The organism is Haematomicrobium sanguinis DSM 21259, from assembly GCF_000688395.1.
Classification (GTDB): domain Bacteria; phylum Actinomycetota; class Actinomycetes; order Actinomycetales; family Micrococcaceae; genus Haematomicrobium; species Haematomicrobium sanguinis.
Window position 1 is genome coordinate 98,591 of the sequence record NZ_JIAG01000011.1, and the last position, 14,799, is coordinate 113,389.

General features: G+C 60.8%; 18 protein-coding genes. 4 read left to right on the top strand and 14 right to left on the bottom strand.

The annotated features are described in order from the left end of the window. Nucleotides 1-17: 17 nt before the first annotated feature. Nucleotides 18-1,370, top strand: a complete 1,353-nt coding sequence (locus O148_RS16190) for an AI-2E family transporter (RefSeq protein WP_240470853.1) — start codon at nucleotides 18-20, stop codon at nucleotides 1,368-1,370. Here the strand turns inward: O148_RS16190 and O148_RS0110790 are convergent. Then, nucleotides 1,367-2,155 (bottom strand): alpha/beta hydrolase, encoded by a 789-nt coding sequence (locus O148_RS0110790; protein WP_026530916.1) that lies wholly within the window; start codon nucleotides 2,153-2,155, stop codon nucleotides 1,367-1,369. The genes O148_RS16190 and O148_RS0110790 overlap by 4 nt on opposite strands. A 9-nt stretch (nucleotides 2,156-2,164) precedes the next feature. Continuing rightward, a complete protein-coding gene (locus O148_RS16195; RefSeq protein WP_035745847.1) occupies nucleotides 2,165-2,476 on the bottom strand; it encodes a hypothetical protein in 312 nt (103 codons plus the stop codon). 67 nt (nucleotides 2,477-2,543) lie between these two features. Here O148_RS16195 and nucS point away from each other — a divergent pair, with 67 nt between their 5' ends. The 3 genes from nucS to O148_RS0110810 all read left to right on the top strand — a co-directional run bounded on the left by nucS (nucleotide 2,544) and on the right by O148_RS0110810 (nucleotide 5,075). Beyond that, entirely contained in the window at nucleotides 2,544-3,239 is a 696-nt protein-coding gene (gene nucS, locus O148_RS0110800) for an endonuclease NucS (RefSeq protein ID WP_026530918.1), read from the top strand. Between the two features lie 140 nt (nucleotides 3,240-3,379). Continuing rightward, entirely contained in the window at nucleotides 3,380-4,636 is a 1,257-nt protein-coding gene (locus tag O148_RS0110805) for an N-acetylglucosamine-6-phosphate deacetylase (RefSeq protein WP_026530919.1), read from the top strand. A gap of 235 nt (nucleotides 4,637-4,871) precedes the next feature. Further along, nucleotides 4,872-5,075, top strand: coding sequence for a cold-shock protein (locus tag O148_RS0110810; RefSeq protein ID WP_026530920.1), 204 nt, complete (start codon nucleotides 4,872-4,874; stop codon nucleotides 5,073-5,075). 115 nt (nucleotides 5,076-5,190) lie between these two features. On the opposite strand, the gene murA is transcribed toward O148_RS0110810, so the two are convergent. The 12 genes from murA to O148_RS0110870 form a co-directional block, all read right to left on the bottom strand. Continuing rightward, complete coding sequence (murA, locus tag O148_RS0110815; protein ID WP_026530921.1) at nucleotides 5,191-6,459, bottom strand: UDP-N-acetylglucosamine 1-carboxyvinyltransferase; 1,269 nt, start codon at nucleotides 6,457-6,459, stop codon at nucleotides 5,191-5,193. A 6-nt stretch (nucleotides 6,460-6,465) separates the two neighbouring features. Further along, entirely contained in the window at nucleotides 6,466-6,765 is a 300-nt protein-coding gene (locus tag O148_RS0110820) for a F0F1 ATP synthase subunit epsilon (RefSeq protein ID WP_026530922.1), read from the bottom strand. Then, nucleotides 6,766-8,229 carry a F0F1 ATP synthase subunit beta gene (gene atpD / locus O148_RS0110825; RefSeq protein WP_026530923.1) on the bottom strand — a complete coding sequence of 488 codons (1,464 nt, stop codon included), beginning with the start codon at nucleotides 8,227-8,229 and terminating at the stop codon, nucleotides 6,766-6,768. Between the two features lie 48 nt (nucleotides 8,230-8,277). Continuing rightward, the gene (locus O148_RS0110830) at nucleotides 8,278-9,171 is read right to left on the bottom strand and encodes a F0F1 ATP synthase subunit gamma (protein ID WP_026530924.1); all 894 of its coding nucleotides are present in this window, start codon (nucleotides 9,169-9,171) and stop codon (nucleotides 8,278-8,280) included. A 79-nt stretch (nucleotides 9,172-9,250) separates the two neighbouring features. Further along, nucleotides 9,251-10,888: a F0F1 ATP synthase subunit alpha gene (gene atpA / locus O148_RS0110835; RefSeq protein WP_026530925.1), complete on the bottom strand. Its 1,638-nt coding sequence runs from the start codon at nucleotides 10,886-10,888 to the stop codon at nucleotides 9,251-9,253. Between the two features lie 105 nt (nucleotides 10,889-10,993). Continuing rightward, a complete protein-coding gene (locus O148_RS0110840) occupies nucleotides 10,994-11,803 on the bottom strand; it encodes a F0F1 ATP synthase subunit delta (protein WP_026530926.1) in 810 nt (269 codons plus the stop codon). After that, the gene (locus O148_RS0110845; protein WP_026530927.1) at nucleotides 11,803-12,357 is read right to left on the bottom strand and encodes a F0F1 ATP synthase subunit B; all 555 of its coding nucleotides are present in this window, start codon (nucleotides 12,355-12,357) and stop codon (nucleotides 11,803-11,805) included. Before O148_RS0110845 ends, O148_RS0110840 begins: the two co-directional genes overlap by 1 nt. Before the next feature lie 38 nt (nucleotides 12,358-12,395). Further along, nucleotides 12,396-12,599 (bottom strand): ATP synthase F0 subunit C, encoded by a 204-nt coding sequence (atpE, locus tag O148_RS0110850; RefSeq protein ID WP_035745850.1) that lies wholly within the window; start codon nucleotides 12,597-12,599, stop codon nucleotides 12,396-12,398. An 84-nt stretch (nucleotides 12,600-12,683) separates the two neighbouring features. Continuing rightward, nucleotides 12,684-13,478, bottom strand: coding sequence for a F0F1 ATP synthase subunit A (gene atpB, locus O148_RS0110855; RefSeq protein ID WP_026530929.1), 795 nt, complete (start codon nucleotides 13,476-13,478; stop codon nucleotides 12,684-12,686). 84 nt (nucleotides 13,479-13,562) lie between these two features. After that, complete coding sequence (locus tag O148_RS16200) at nucleotides 13,563-13,847, bottom strand: AtpZ/AtpI family protein (RefSeq protein ID WP_051620112.1); 285 nt, start codon at nucleotides 13,845-13,847, stop codon at nucleotides 13,563-13,565. After that, nucleotides 13,844-14,311 (bottom strand): hypothetical protein, encoded by a 468-nt coding sequence (locus tag O148_RS17175; RefSeq protein ID WP_051620113.1) that lies wholly within the window; start codon nucleotides 14,309-14,311, stop codon nucleotides 13,844-13,846. Before O148_RS17175 ends, O148_RS16200 begins: the two co-directional genes overlap by 4 nt. Before the next feature lie 163 nt (nucleotides 14,312-14,474). After that, the coding region (locus tag O148_RS0110870; RefSeq protein ID WP_035745852.1) for an IS30 family transposase at nucleotides 14,475-14,799 on the bottom strand (325 nt) is incomplete at its 5' end.

The following is a 14,799-nucleotide window of genomic DNA, read 5'->3' on the forward strand; positions in this document are numbered from 1 at the left end:
CGCAATGGATCAATACCGTGACGCGAAAGAAAGGCACCATGGCTGACAAGGACAAGGTACCTGTGGGTGACGCATTGCCCACCCCTGCCCCAGGCGATGACACCAGCACAGACACCGAACCCACTGGAGCACCCGCACCCCAACCGCAAGAGAAGCCCACGTTTTTACAGCGTGTGCGCGGAGTATTCGGCAAAGGCGTTCCCGGCGCAAAGGCGCGCCGCCGCTTTGAGTTCCCGCCGGAACAGTCGCCGGAGCACATCTACAAAAATGAGGACGTGGACCTTGGCGACGAGAAGCTGAAGTTCTCCCCCGCCGAGCCCACAACGGACAGCTCGGTGGCAACGCACCCGATCAGGTTTGGCTTCATGCTCACCGTTGGCGTCGGCATTGCGCTCATGGCCTACTTCATGTTGCAAAACGTGGGACAGCTGTTGCTGTGGATCTTGACCGCACTCTTCATTGCGCTCGGCCTCGACCCGGTCGTGCGCTTCTTGGAGCGGCACAAGTTCCCGCGACCGCTTGCCATCGTTACAGTATTGACGGCCTTCGTGGGAGCGCTCACGCTGTTTTTCGTCAATACGATTCCCACGATCGTGCAACAGACCACGGACTTTGTGAACCAGGTACCGACCCTGACTAATGACTTCCTCTCCTCGGATTTCTTCACGAACATCGATTCGCAGTGGAATGTCCGCGAACGCATCCAGGACGAGGTCAACAACTTCTTTGGCTCTTCTTCGGCGATCGGCAGCGTTTTTAACAACGCCTTTACCGCAGGGCAGGCCGTCGCGAACGGGCTCCTCGGCGCGCTGATCGTTTTGGTGCTCTCGCTGTATTTCCTCGCCTCGCTGCCCGCGATGAAGCGGTGGGCGTACCGTCTGGCACCGCGCTCCAAGCGCAACCGCGTGCAGGCGCTCTCGGAGGAAATCACTCGCAGCGTCGGCAACTATGTGATTGGGCAGGCCTGCGTCGCGCTCATTAACGCCGGCGTCGCCTTCACCCTGATGTCCATTTTCAAGGTCCCGTTCTCCGCCCTGCTCGCGTTTGTGGTGGCGCTCTTGGCGTTCATCCCACTGGTCGGCGGCGTCATCGCCGGTGTGCTTGTGTCCCTCGTCGCGCTGACGGTTTCCCCGCAGACGGCGCTGTTCTACGCGATCGGCTACTTCGCCTACCTGCAAATCGAGGCGTACTTTGTCTCGCCGCGCATTATGCAAAAGGCCGTCGCAGTGCCCGGTGCGGTCGCAGTCATTGCGGTGATCGCCGGTGGCTCGCTACTCGGCGTGCTTGGCGCCCTCATTGCCATCCCGACGGCCGCTGCGGTCATGCTCTTGATCAAAGAGGTGTTTATCGCCAGGCAGGATAAGCTCTAGCCGCTCACGTTTGCGCTCGGGCCCGCCCAGGTATCCGGAAGCGCAACCTTTTCGCCCAAGACGGTGCTGGCAATAATATCCAGCACCGTCTTGACGTATTTCTCCCCGACCCACAGGTGCTTGGCACCCGCCACCGGAATCACCTCGGCTTGCGGCACCAACCCAAAACGCTCGGCCGCCTCGGCCGGGCGCAGATAGTCATCAAATTCAGGTACGACGGCGATGAGCGGCTTGTCCGTCTCGGCCCACCTTTGTAGGTCCTCGTCATTGGCACGCTTGAGCAGCGGCGAGAGCAGTATCGCGCCTTTCGTCGCGCTGGCGGCCGGTTCTTCCGTACCGTACTTGAGGGCCAACTCGGTGCCAAAGGACCAGCCGAGCAACCAGGTGTTGGCGCACTCAAATTGCTTACTGAAGTCCACCGCCGCGGCGACGTCGAAGCGCTCGGAGGCACCGCCGTCGAACATCCCATCGCTTTGCCCGCGCGGCGAGGAGGTGCCGCGCGTGTTGAACCGCAGGATGCCGATGCCGGCGAGCGCGGGCAGCCGGTAGGACGCCTTGCGAAACACGTGCGAATCCATGAAGCCGCCGTGCGTGGGCAGCGGGTGCAGCGAGACGATGAGCCCCTTGAGCTCGCCCTCCGGGAGCGCTATTTCGCCGACGAGTTCCAATCCGTCCTCGGTCGTGAAGGAGCAGTTGGAACGGAGCGCGGGAAGGACTGTGGAGGCGCGGATGTCGGTGGGGTCGGCGCTGGTGGTGAACTCGAGTTCGCTGGGCGAAGAAATCATGAATCCACTCTAACGGCGCGCGCGCTGGGCCCAACATTGGACGTGCCAGTGCCGCCGGTCGGCCAGTGCGGCTTGCTCCGAGGACGGCCCGTCCTCGCGCCAGGCGACCAAGTGGGCGATACCCGGGGCGATGGTGCGAAAGCACCCGGGGCAGGTGTACTCCTTTGTCGAGGTGCCGGCGGCAATGTTGCGCACGAGCCAGGTGCCATCGCGCCCCGTCTCGGTGCGCTGCCCGCGCCCGGAAAGCGCGCGAATGGCGGCGACGTCCAGCGGCGTGTGTTCGGTCTGCCACTTGTTGACTCGTGTCCTTTTTCGCGCCATACCTTCTATTGTGCCGTGCCGACCGCGCCGCGTTTTGCGGGGGCGCCCGGTTCGGTAGAGTTGGCCTGTGCGTTTAGTGATTGCTCAGTGTTCGGTGGATTATGAAGGTCGGCTCAAGGCGCATTTGCCGCTTGCGACGCGGCTGTTGATCGTCAAGGCGGATGGCTCGGTGCTGGTGCATTCGGATGGCGGCTCGTACAAACCTCTGAACTGGATGAGCCCTCCGGCGACGCTGCGCATTGAGGCTGCGAGCGAGGAAGAGACGGCCGAAGGCATTGCCGAGGTCTGGTACGTGCAACACGCGAAAAGCGATGATCGCCTCGTGGTGCGCGTTTACGAGAAGCTGAGCGAGCAGAGCCACGATTTGGGCGTGGATCCCGGGCTGGTCAAGGACGGTGTCGAGGCGGATTTGCAGCGGCTATTGGCCGAGCAGATTGAAACCCTGGGTTCGGGTTTTACGCTGATTCGGCGCGAGTACCCGACGGCGATTGGACCGGTTGATATTTTGGCGCGGGATGCGTCGGGGCAGACCGTGGCGATTGAGCTCAAGCGTCGCGGCGACATCGATGGCGTGGAACAGTTGACGCGCTATTTGGAGTTGCTCAATCGCGACCCGCTGCTGGCGCCTGTTCGGGGTATTTTTGGCGCCCAGTTGATCAAGCCGCAGGCTCGCGTCTTGGCGACCGATCGCGGGATCGAGTGCAAGACGCTGGATTATGACGCGATGCGCGGCGTAGACGATAGTTCGACGCGCCTCTTTTAGGATAATGGCCTGGCCGTGGGTGGCTCGCGGGTCTATGTTTGCCGCAAACTAGACCCATAACCGTTATGGGTCTACTTCGTGGCAGGAATAGACCCTGCGTAGCGCGCAATAGAGGTCGCGGGGCTGACTAGACTGGGGGCATGTCGACCTTTTCGGAGCCTGGAACCTCGTCCTCGTCCAATTATCTTGTTTTCGGTGAGCTCGTCTCTGACGGAGCCCGCGTTCCCGAGGGCGTGGTGGCAACCTCTGGCGATCGCATTACCTACGCAGGGCCGTCAGCGGAACTTGATCAGGCTTCCTTTGACGCTCAGGGCTATGAAGCGAGCAACTCGCCGAACGACGGCGCGCTCATTCTTCCGGGCCTCATCGACCTGCACAACCACGGTGGATTTGGACATGACTTTCCCTCCGGCGACGAAACAGGGCTTCGCAACACCATTGACGCCATGCACCGCAGCGGCACCACGACTTTGCTCGCCAGTACGGTGACGGGGAGCCGGGAAGGGCTCGAAAAGAGCTTCCGTATCCTCGCCAAACTCGCCCATGAGGGACTGATTGCAGGCATTCACGCCGAAGGGCCCTTCATTTCGCCGGATCGCTCCGGGGCGCAAAACCCGGAGTTCATTGTGGAACCGGATCAAGACTTTGTGGCGGCGCTGGTGGATGCCGCCGATGGCGAACTGGTGACCATGACGTATGCGCCCGAATTGAATGGGGCCGAGGCGCTGGTCGAAACCCTGACCGCGCACGGGATCACCCCGTCAATGGGCCATACCGACTCGGATGCGGAGACGGCGATGGATTCGTTGCGGCGCGCCCGTGAGGGTTTGAGCGGTGGCGGTTTTGACGGATACGCCGGACGTCCCACCGTCACGCACCTTTTTAATGGGATGCCGCCCATGCACCACCGGAGCCCGGGACCGGTGGCCGCGAGCCTGCGCTCTGCCGCACGCGGGCACGCGGTGGTAGAACTTATCGGCGACGGCGTGCACCTGGACCCCGCCACGGTGCTCATAGTCTTTGACCTGGTGGGCGCGCCCAATATTGCCCTCGTCACGGATTCGATGGCGGCCGCCGGACTCGCCGACGGTGAATACTCGCTGGGGAACCTGGACGTTTTGGTGGTGGACGGCGCAGCCCGGTTGAAGAGCAACGGGTCACTGGCCGGCGGTACCTCGTTGCTTATCGATGTGGTGCGCAAGACGGCTGAGGCAGGGGTTGCCTTGGAGGACGCGGTCCTCTCCGCGACGGCTGTTCCGGCGAGCGTGCTCGGCCGTGCGGATGAAATCGGCTCCCTGCACAAGGGGTACCGCGCCGACCTGATAGTCGCCGATCCCACAATTCAGGTACAAAAAGTGATGCGCGAGGGCCGTTGGCTGAAATCGATGGGCGCGTAAATTCCCGGTGAATTTTTGAAAATCTGAGGTACCTCGTTGACCGCGTGATAGCGGTGTGTGATGCTTAACGGAGTCTTTGAGGTACTGGGGAACAAACTTTATTACCTGTTAGACCGTGTTGCTGGCATTGAGCTACTGGATACTCGCGGATTCACCGTAGGTTCTTGGTGTTGAGATGTTGCGACTCAAGATACTCACATCCGCGTGAGTGTAAGTTCCATCATGAGGAGATTAAATGGCACAGGGAACCGTTAAATGGTTCAACGCTGAAAAGGGCTTCGGGTTCATTACCCCCGATGACTCCGAAGGCGATGTGTTTGTACACTATTCAGAAATTCAAACGGGCGGTTTCAAGACGCTTGATGAAAATCAGCGCGTCAGCTTTGAAATCGGCCAAGGTGCCAAGGGGCCTCAAGCAACAGGGGTTCAGGTTATCTAGGTTTTTGACGTAACCGAAAGGGGTCGCACCGGAGGGTGCGGCCCCTTTTTTCATCGCCACGCCTCGACTGTGTAGCACTTAATGCCCATGCCGCGCGAAACATGGGCATTAACTGCTACACAGTCGAGGGGCGGGAGACGTTCGCGCCAAGCGCGTGCAGTTTCGGGACGAAGTCCTCGTACCCGCGGTCGATGTGATCCACACCGTGTACCTCGGTCACACCGTCGGCCACGAGACCGGCGATGACCAGCGCGGCGCCAGCGCGAATGTCGGCCGCTTCCACCGGCGCACCGGACAACTGATCCACACCGCGCACCAAAGCGTGATGCCCGTCCAAGTGCACCACCGCCCCAAGACGCGCCAATTCAGAGGTAAACCCCCACCGCGCCTCAAAGACGTTCTCGGTGACCATCCCAGAGCCCGTCGCGATGGAATTGAGCGCCACCACAAAGGGCTGGAGGTCTGTCGGGAAGCCGGGATACGGCATGGTCGAGACGTTGATCGCCTCGGGACGCTCCGGCCCCACCACGTGCAAGGACGTTTCCGTCGCATCGATGGCGCACCCTGCCTGGCGGAGCTTATCCAGCACCACCACCAGATGCTCGGGCTCGACATCGTCAATGTGCACATCGCCGTGAGTCATCGCCGCGGCAAACGCCCAGGTCCCGGCAACAATGCGGTCTGGCACCACCCGGTGTTCCACCGGACGCAGCCGCTTGACACCGGTAATGGTCAAGGTCGGGGTGCCAACACCGTCAATCTGAGCGCCCATCGCGATCAGCATGTGCGCAATATCGGAAATCTCGGGCTCGCGCGCCGCATTATCGATCACGGTCACGCCGCGCGCCAAAGTTGCGGCCATCATCAAGTTTTCGGTGGCCCCCACCGACGGGAACTCCAAGTTCAACGGCACCCCGGCAAGGCCGGAGGGCGCCGACGCCACCAAATACCCGTGATCAATCGAGATCGAGGCGCCCATCTGTTCCAGGCCCGCCCGATGCATGTCCAGTCCACGGGAGCCAATCGCATCTCCCCCGGGCAACGCCACTTCGGCCTGATGGCACCTGGCCACCAGCGGCCCGAGCACAGAGATCGACGCACGCATCGCGCGCACCAGGTCGTAATCCGCCTGGTGACCCACCACCTCAGGTACCTCGATGTGTACCAAGGAGGCATCGGCGTCGTAATTCACCACGCACCCAAGCCGCCGCAGCAATTCGGACATGATCCACACGTCCTGAATGTTCGGGACGTTGGTAATAGTGGAACGCCCCGGGGCCAAAAGCGTTGCAGCCATGAGCTTCAAAACGCTGTTTTTGGCACCCGGGACGCTGACTCGGCCCGCCAAACGGTTGGGGCCCGCTACACGTATGGTGTCTGTCACTGGAGGTTAGGCGCTAGCCTTCTCGCGCAGTTCGCCGCCGCCGATCTGTGCGTTGTCGGCCACGATCACCACGCGGTTCTTGTCCACGGAGAAGAACCCGCCGTCAACGGTGACCTTGATACGCTCACCGTTGACGGGCTGGATCTCAAACTCTCCGGGAGCCAAGATCGCGAGCACCGGGGTGTGACCGGCCATGACGCCAATCTCACCGTCGGTGGTGCGAGCCTTGACCAACGTCGCCTCGCCGGACCACACAAAGTGATCCGCCGCGACGATCTCTACCTCGAGAGTGTTTCCGTCAGCCATTTAGCTACCGGTCTCTTCCTTGATCTTGTCGTACGCCTTGTAGACATCTTCCATGCCGCCGACGTTGAAGAACGCCTGCTCCGGAATGTTGTCGACCTCGCCGTCGCAGATCATCTTGAAGCCTTCGATGGTGTCCTTGATGGACACGGTCGAGCCCTCAACACCGGTGAACTGCTTCGCGGTGTAGGTGTTCTGCGAGAGGAACTGCTGGATGCGGCGGGCGCGTGCCACCACAATCTTGTCCTCTTCGGAGAGTTCGTCCACACCGAGGATCGCGATAATGTCCTGGAGTTCCTTGTTCTTCTGCAGGATCTGCTTGACCCGCACGGCGGTGTCATAGTGGTCCTGGCCGATGTACTGCGGATCCAGAATGCGGCTCGTGGAGGTCAGCGGGTCCACGGCCGGGTAGAGACCGCGGGAGGCGATCTCACGGCTGAGTTCCGTGGTGGCGTCCAAGTGCGCGAAGGTCGCGGCCGGTGCCGGGTCGGTGTAGTCATCTGCGGGCACGTAGATGGCCTGCATCGAGGTGATGGAGCGGCCCTTGGTGGAGGTAATGCGCTCCTGCAGGAGTCCCATCTCATCGGAGAGGTTCGGCTGGTAACCCACAGCGGAGGGCATACGGCCGAGCAGAGTGGACACCTCGGCGCCGGCCTGGGTGAAGCGGAAGATGTTGTCGATGAAGAGCAACACGTCCTGCTTGTCCACATCGCGGAAGTACTCCGCCATGGTCAGCGCGGAGAGCGCCACGCGCAGACGCGTTCCTGGCGGCTCATCCATCTGGCCGAAGACGAGCGCGGTGTCCTTCAGAACGCCGGACTCTTCCATTTCGACCCAGAGGTCATTACCTTCACGGGTGCGCTCGCCCACACCGGCGAACACCGAGGTACCGCCGAAGTTGCGGGCCACACGGGTGATCATTTCCTGGATGAGCACGGTCTTGCCCACACCGGCGCCACCGAACAGACCGATCTTTCCACCCTTGATGTACGGGGTAAGAAGGTCGATCACCTTGATGCCGGTTTCCAGCATCTCGGTGTTGCCTTCCAGGTCCGCGAAGCTCGGCGCCTTGCGGTGGATCGGCCAGCGCTCGGTGATTTCCAGCGCGTCCTTGGTCACGTCCAGCGGATCGCCGAGCACGTTGAAGATGTGCCCCTTGACGACCTCGCCCACGGGAACCGAAATCGGGCCCTGGGTGTCGGTGACCTTGGTGCCGCGCACCAGGCCGTCGGTCGCTTGCAGGGAGATCGCGCGCACCAGGTTGTCGCCCAAGTGCTGGCTGGTCTCAAATGTCAGGGTGCGGGTCTCGCCGTTGAGCGTGACGTCGCAGGTGAGGGCGTTGTACACCTCGGGGATCGCGTCCGCGGGGAACTCCACGTCCACCACGGGCCCGATCACGCGCGCGATGCGGCCGGTCGCGCCCTCGGATGCGCTCTTGGCATCCTTCTCGGTAGTTTGGGCTGTCATGTTTCTCACTTCACTTGGTTGAGTGGGCTTGTCGTTGGGTTTGCCGAGCTAGGAGGCCGAGAGGGCGTCCGCCCCGGCCACAATCTCGGAGAGCTCTTGAGTGATCTCGGCCTGACGCGCGTTATTGCGCAAACGCGTGTATTTCTTGATCAAATCATTGGCGTTATCCCCGGCGGTCTTCATGGCGCGCTGACGGGCGGCAAGCTCGCTGGCTGCCGACTGCAACAGCGCGTTGAAGATGCGGGATTCGATGTATCGCGGCAACAGCGCATCCAAAACCTGCTCGGTTCCCGGCTCAAATTCGTAGAGCGGCAACAGGTCTTCGGCTGCGGTCTCTTCTTCCTCGACCACTTCCAGGGGCAACAGACGTATCACGGTCGGTTCCTGCGTCACCATGGACTTGAAACGGGTGAAGACCACGTGGATCTCATCAACGCCGCCCTCCTCGAAGGGGGTGTTGAACGCTTCAAGTAGCGTCTTGCCGATCTCGCGCGCCATCTCAAAGGTGGGCGCATCGGTGTGACCGGTCCAGGCCTTCACGAACGGGCGGCCGCGGAAATCGAAGTACGCCTGTGCCTTGCGGCCCACCAGGAAATACTCGACTTCCTTGCCTTCCTTGTGCAGCAGTTCGGTCAGACCCTCCGCTTGCTTGAGCACGGATGCGGAATACGCACCGGCCAGGCCGCGGTCGCTGGTCATGATCAGCACGGCCGAGCGGCGAATCTGCTCCGGCTCGGTGGTCAGCGGGTGATCGATGGTGGATTGCGAAGCAACAGCTGAGACGGCACGGGTAATCGCGTTCGCGTACGGCAGCGATGCCGCCACACGTGCGCGCGCCTTCCCGATGCGGGATGTCGCGATCAGTTCCATCGCCTTGAAGATCTTCTGCATCGACTCAGTCGACTTGATCCTCTGGCGGTAGACCCGGATCTGGGCTCCCATAGTCTTCCTTTCCTAGACGTCAGTGGGTTGTTCGGCGTGAAGAACGACGGCGATGCTCGCCTTCACGCCGAAAACTCACCTAGCGCTTTTGCTTCTTGATTTGCTCTTGGTCAACGTCGCCTTCGCCGATGGACTCGTGCTCTTCGTGGCCTGCGCCTACGAGCTTGTCATCGCCTTCGCCGAAGAAGCCCTGCTTGAAGTCCTCCACTTGGGACTTGAGCTCATCGATGGTGGAGTCTTCCAACTTGTTGGTTTCACCAATGGTGGTCAACACGTTGGACTTGTGCTTCAGGTGTTCCAAGAACTCGGACTCGAAGCGGGAGACGTCCTCCACGGGAATGTCATCCAAGTAGCCGTTGGTGCCAACCCAGATGGAGACCACCTGTGCGGGGACCGGGAACGGATCGTACTGCGGCTGGCGGAGCAACTCCATCAGGCGCGCACCGCGGGTCAGCTGCTGCTTGGATGCGGCGTCCAGGTCCGAGGCGAACATGGCGAATGCCTGCATGTCGCGGTACTGGGCCAAGGTCAGCTTCAAGGTACCGGAAACCTGCTTCATGGCCTTGACCTGAGCGGCGCCGCCCACGCGGGACACGGACACGCCCACGTCCACCGCGGGACGCTGGTTGGCGTTGAAGAGGTCGGACTGCAGGAAGATCTGGCCATCGGTAATGGAGATGACGTTGGTCGGGATGTAAGCCGAGACGTCATTGGCCTTGGTCTCGATGATCGGCAGGCCGGTCATCGAGCCACCGCCCATGTCATCGGAAAGCTTGGCGCAACGCTCCAGAAGGCGGGAGTGCAAGTAGAACACGTCGCCCGGGTAGGCTTCGCGTCCCGGCGGGCGGCGCAGCAAGAGCGATACCGCACGGTAGGCCTCGGCCTGCTTGGAGAGGTCATCGAAAATAATGAGCACGTGCTTGCCGCCGTACATCCAGTGCTGGCCGATGGCCGAACCGGCGTACGGAGCCAAGTACTTGAAGCCGGCCGGGTCGGATGCCGGGGACGCCACGATGGTGGTGTATTCCAAGGCACCGCGGTCAGCCAAGGTCTGGCGGACGGCGGCAATGGTGGAGGCCTTCTGACCCACAGCCACGTAAACGCAGCGAACCTGCTTCTTGGGGTCGCCTGACTCCCAGTTAGCCTTCTGGTTCAAGATGGTGTCCACGGCGATCGCGGTCTTACCGGTCTGGCGGTCGCCAATGATGAGCTGGCGCTGTCCGCGGCCGATCGGGATCATTGCGTCGATGGCCTTGAGGCCGGTCTGCATCGGCTCATTCACGGACTGGCGCTGCGTCACGGTCGGCGCCTGGATTTCCAGGGCGCGGCGAGCCTCGGCGTCGATCGGACCGAGGTCATCAATGGGTGCGCCGAGCGGATCAACAACACGGCCCAAGAAGGCATCGCCCACAGGGACCGAGAGGATCTCACCGGTGCGCTGAACTTCCTGGCCTTCTTCAATGCCCTTGAAGTCGCCGAGGATGATGACACCGATCTCGCGCACGTCCAGGTTCTGGGCCAGGCCCAGGGTTCCGTCTTCAAAACGCAAGAGTTCGTTTGCCATGACCGAGGGCAATCCCTCGACACGGGCGATGCCATCGCTGGCGGTGGTGACGCGCCCGACTTCAACGCGTTCCGCGTTGCCGGGCTCATACGACGCCGCGAACTCGTTGAGCGCGCTACGGACGTCGTCTGCGTTGATGGTCAATTCGGCCATCTTGAGTCCCTGCTCTCCTTGTGTGCGGTTCCTGGGCTGATTGTTGGTTTCCGGGAACCTTGGGTGGGTAATTTTGTTGTCTTGTGGCCCAAAGGTGCTGGCGGTTTAGCCTGCGAGCTTTCGGCCGAGTTCGTTCAGGCGGTTCATGACCGTCGCGTCAACGACTTCGTCGCCAACCTGCACGCGAATGCCGCCAATCAAGGACGGGTCCACGTGCACATTGAGGTTGAGTTCGCGCTGATAGAGCTTGTTGAGCCCGTTTTGCAAGCGGGACACCTGGTCATCGCTGAGCGGACGCGACACGTACACCTCGGCGATGTAGCGGCGCTGGCGGCCAGCCACAATGTCCTGAAATTCTCGAATTAGGGACTGCGGCTTGTAACCGCGCGGGTGGCGAACGGCCTGCTGGATCAACACCTTCGCCTCTTCCGAGGCGCCGGGGACCAGCTTGAGCGCGAGCGTGCCCTTGGCGTCGCCAGACGCCTGAGGCTCGGTCAACGCCGCCTGGAGACCATGGTCGGAGGCGACGACGTTTTGGAAGGCGAAGAGATCATTCTCCAGCTTCTCCAGTCCCTCCCGACCGTTCTTCTCCGCTGTCGCTGCCACGGCGGTCGCGGCAACCTTTTCCAGCGCGTCGCCAAAGTCGCGAACGTTGGACCAGCGTGCTCGCGCCAGCGCGGAAACGATGTTCAGCGCTTCTGCCGATACCTTGTTGCCAAGGATCGTTTCGACAAGCTTTTCCTTTTCCGCATCGTCTCGAGACGGGTCGGTCAACGCGCGGCGCAGACCCGGGTTCTCATCCAGCAGGTCCAGCACGGCGAAGAGTTCTTCGCCGAGCTTGAGATCCGCTGCGGCGAGGGTCGGTTCGAACTCCTCAAGAATGAGGGCTTGCGATTGCTCGGATGCACCAGCCATTAGGCAGATGCTCCCGAGGATTTCGCGTCCAAGTCCGCCAAGAAACGCTCAACCACGCGGTTGGCACGCTCGTCGTCGTTCAAGGACTCGCCCACAATCTTTCCGGCAAGCTCCGTGGCCAAGGTGCCCACCTCGCTGCGCAGGGACACCATGGCAGCCTCGCGGTCAGCCTGGATTTGTACCTGAGCCTGGTCGGTGATGCGCTTGGCTTCGCTGGCGGCCTTGTCCTTGAGCTCGGCCAGGATCTGAGCACCTTCGGCGCGCGCTTCCTCACGGATGCGGTTTGCCTCGGTGCGTGCTTCGACCAGCTGGGACTTGTAGCTCTCCAGTGCCTGAGTAGCTTCTGCCTGTGCAGCCTCGGCCTTGGCGATGCCGCCTTCAATGGCCTCGGTGCGCTCGGCGAAGGTCTTCTCAAAGTTGGGGACTACGAACTTCCAGACGATGAAAAGCAGGACCAAGAAGCCGACCAATACCAAGAGCGTGTCATAGATATTGGGGACAATCGGGTTCGTTTCTTCAGTCTTGCTCGCAGCGGAAACAATGAGATTCCTCATGTGTTGCCACTCCTATCTGTTCGAGTTGGTCGGTCGTGCTAGAGGATGAAGGCGAAGACCAAACCGAGGATCGCGAGCGCTTCGGTCAGTGCCAGGCCGAGGAAGGCCAAGGGCTGCAGAACGCGCTGAGCCTCAGGCTGGCGAGCAACACCGTTGATGTAAGCCGCGAAGACGAGACCCACACCGACACCACCGCCGATAGCAGCGAGGCCGTAACCGATCATGTTAAGGGAGCCGGTCATTTGTTTTCCTTTCAAGATGCCACAGGTTGCGGCAGGTTGTTTGGGAACTTCCCGTTTGGGAGTCTTTGGTTGAAAATTTCGGGGTTAGTGGGAGTCCGCGTGAAGCGCACCCTCAATGTAGATGGCGGACAGAAGCGTGAAAACGTAGGCCTGAAGGAGCATGATTAGCGCCTCGAGCATGTACATCGCAAGGAAGCCCACCACCACTAGGACGCTGGACGCCTTCGCAAAGGGGTTCTCCAGGTTCACCAGAAACTCCAGCGAGTATCCGGCAATGAGCACAATCATGTGTCCGGCGAGCATCGTCGCGAAAAGACGGAGGCTGTGGGTCATCGGGCGAACGAGGAAGTTGGAAATGATCTCGATCGGCACCACGAGAATCAACAGGTACCACGGCACTCCGGAGGGAACCACCGCCAGTTTGAAGTAGCGCAAACCGTATTTCTTGAGCCCCACGCCGATCCATAGGAAGAAGACGAGCAACGCTAGGCCATAGGCGCCACCCACGTGACCGAAGGTCGGCAGCTCAAGCAGCGGGATCGCGCCATAAATGTTGTTGACCAGAATAAAGAAGAACAACGTGAACAGCAGTGGAATGAAGGGACGGAAATCGCGTTCGCCGATGACGTCCTTTGCGATTCCATTGCGCACAAAACCGTAGGCGGATTCACCGGCGAATTGAAGTTTCCCAGGAACCAGACTGCCCTTGCGCGAAGCGATCAAAAAGAACGCCGCAATCAGAATTACGGAAAGAATGACTAGAATCTGGTAGCGGCCAAAGCCGTCCCATCCAAACCAAGGGGAAGGGATTCCAGCTTCACCAATACCAGGCGGCGTAAATTCGCCGCTGTTCTCAGCGGGGAGCGATAGCGCGAGCAACGCGTTTCCTCTCTGCAGTGTCCATCGTTGGGCATTCAGCCATCGTGCCCGCGCAAGCGAGCGTGGCTAAAGTGTGTGCGAGCATCATGTGTCCTTTTCTCCGGACTGATCTTTCACAGTTGAGCCTTGTGGGCGAAAGTAACCGTGGTGGTTTGCGAGGTAAAAACCTCCGGCCAAACCCACGGCAACCCCAATGAGAGTGATCCATGGAGAATTCAGCAGAATGCTTACTCCCCACCCTATCAAACTCCAGACTATGATCCCGCCAGCTATGTAGCTAAAAGCGCTCAAACCGGCGTTGTAGGAGCCCTCGTTGCTGGCGCGATCTCCGGACTGGGCCTGCTTGCCGACAGCCTTTTTGGCGCTCATGCTTCGCCCCCACTCTTGACCGGCGCGTAGGCGAGGAAGCGAGCCTTGGCGAACGTCCAAATTTCCACGCTTTGCCACACAATAACAATTGCCAGCGCGGACCAGAGCGCCCACGCCCCGTGATACCACTCCGGTGTGCGCACGAGCCACAGGAGGACACCCAGCGCAACGACCTTCACCAGGTAAACGGGTACGAACGTGCCCACCGCGCCATGGGCGAAGTGCTTACCGAAAACATGAGCGGCCAGAAGCGAGAGAGAGAAAAACGCCATCACAGCAAGGGATGTGAGCAGCACACTCAGCATCGCGGCCATTGAGGTACTCACCCAGGCAACGATGCAAAGAACGACGGCGAGTCCCCCACTTGCGAGGGCACAGTTGCGGAGCGTGGTGAGCCAGATGGCATCATTGTGGCCGTCGGCGGACGCCAAGGAAGGTGCGGAGTGCGACGGCACATCTGTCATCGACGCTCAGACCTTATCTGAAGAAACTTCGTGGGGGCGCTCCCGATTGGGAATCAGTCTCATCTTAGCTTATTTCTACGCGGCGTAGAAACCTGCCGACCAACTTTTCCGCCGCCGTCCCTCCCGCGAGTTGCCACTTGCGACGCTTATCCGGCAGGTGGTTTCAAGGGGCTAGTGCAACACGGTTTGCTTGTATTTGTTGTTCCAGTTTGACGGTTGCGCTGAGGTAATCGTGCATTCGGCGGGGTCGGATGTTGATGAGGTGTTCCGTGTTCGCGATGTCCTCGTCGCTAATGTCGTTGAAGTTGGTGCCTTTGGGGTAGAAGTCGCGGATGAGCCCGTTCGTGTTCTCGTTGCTCGGGCGCTGCCAGGGCGAGTGCGGGTCGCAGAAGTACACTTTGCAACCGGTATCGATGGTGAATTGTGCGTGGTGAGCCATTTCTTGGCCTTGGTCCCAGGTGATCGCATTCGTGGACGCTTTCTCCGGG

Coding starts and splice junctions, on each gene's coding strand:
- O148_RS0110790 (WP_026530916.1), bottom strand. CDS start 2,155: ATGATTTCTTCGCCCAGCGAACTCGAGTTCACCACCAGCGCCGACCCC.
- O148_RS16195 (WP_035745847.1), bottom strand. CDS start 2,476: ATGGCGCGAAAAAGGACACGAGTCAACAAGTGGCAGACCGAACACACG.
- O148_RS0110805 (WP_026530919.1), top strand. CDS start 3,380: ATGTCGACCTTTTCGGAGCCTGGAACCTCGTCCTCGTCCAATTATCTT.
- O148_RS0110810 (WP_026530920.1), top strand. CDS start 4,872: ATGGCACAGGGAACCGTTAAATGGTTCAACGCTGAAAAGGGCTTCGGG.
- O148_RS0110820 (WP_026530922.1), bottom strand. CDS start 6,765: ATGGCTGACGGAAACACTCTCGAGGTAGAGATCGTCGCGGCGGATCAC.
- atpD (WP_026530923.1), bottom strand. CDS start 8,229: ATGACAGCCCAAACTACCGAGAAGGATGCCAAGAGCGCATCCGAGGGC.
- O148_RS0110830 (WP_026530924.1), bottom strand. CDS start 9,171: ATGGGAGCCCAGATCCGGGTCTACCGCCAGAGGATCAAGTCGACTGAG.
- atpA (WP_026530925.1), bottom strand. CDS start 10,888: ATGGCCGAATTGACCATCAACGCAGACGACGTCCGTAGCGCGCTCAAC.
- O148_RS0110840 (WP_026530926.1), bottom strand. CDS start 11,803: ATGGCTGGTGCATCCGAGCAATCGCAAGCCCTCATTCTTGAGGAGTTC.
- O148_RS0110845 (WP_026530927.1), bottom strand. CDS start 12,357: ATGAGGAATCTCATTGTTTCCGCTGCGAGCAAGACTGAAGAAACGAAC.
- atpE (WP_035745850.1), bottom strand. CDS start 12,599: ATGACCGGCTCCCTTAACATGATCGGTTACGGCCTCGCTGCTATCGGC.
- O148_RS16200 (WP_051620112.1), bottom strand. CDS start 13,847: ATGAGCGCCAAAAAGGCTGTCGGCAAGCAGGCCCAGTCCGGAGATCGC.
- O148_RS17175 (WP_051620113.1), bottom strand. CDS start 14,311: ATGACAGATGTGCCGTCGCACTCCGCACCTTCCTTGGCGTCCGCCGAC.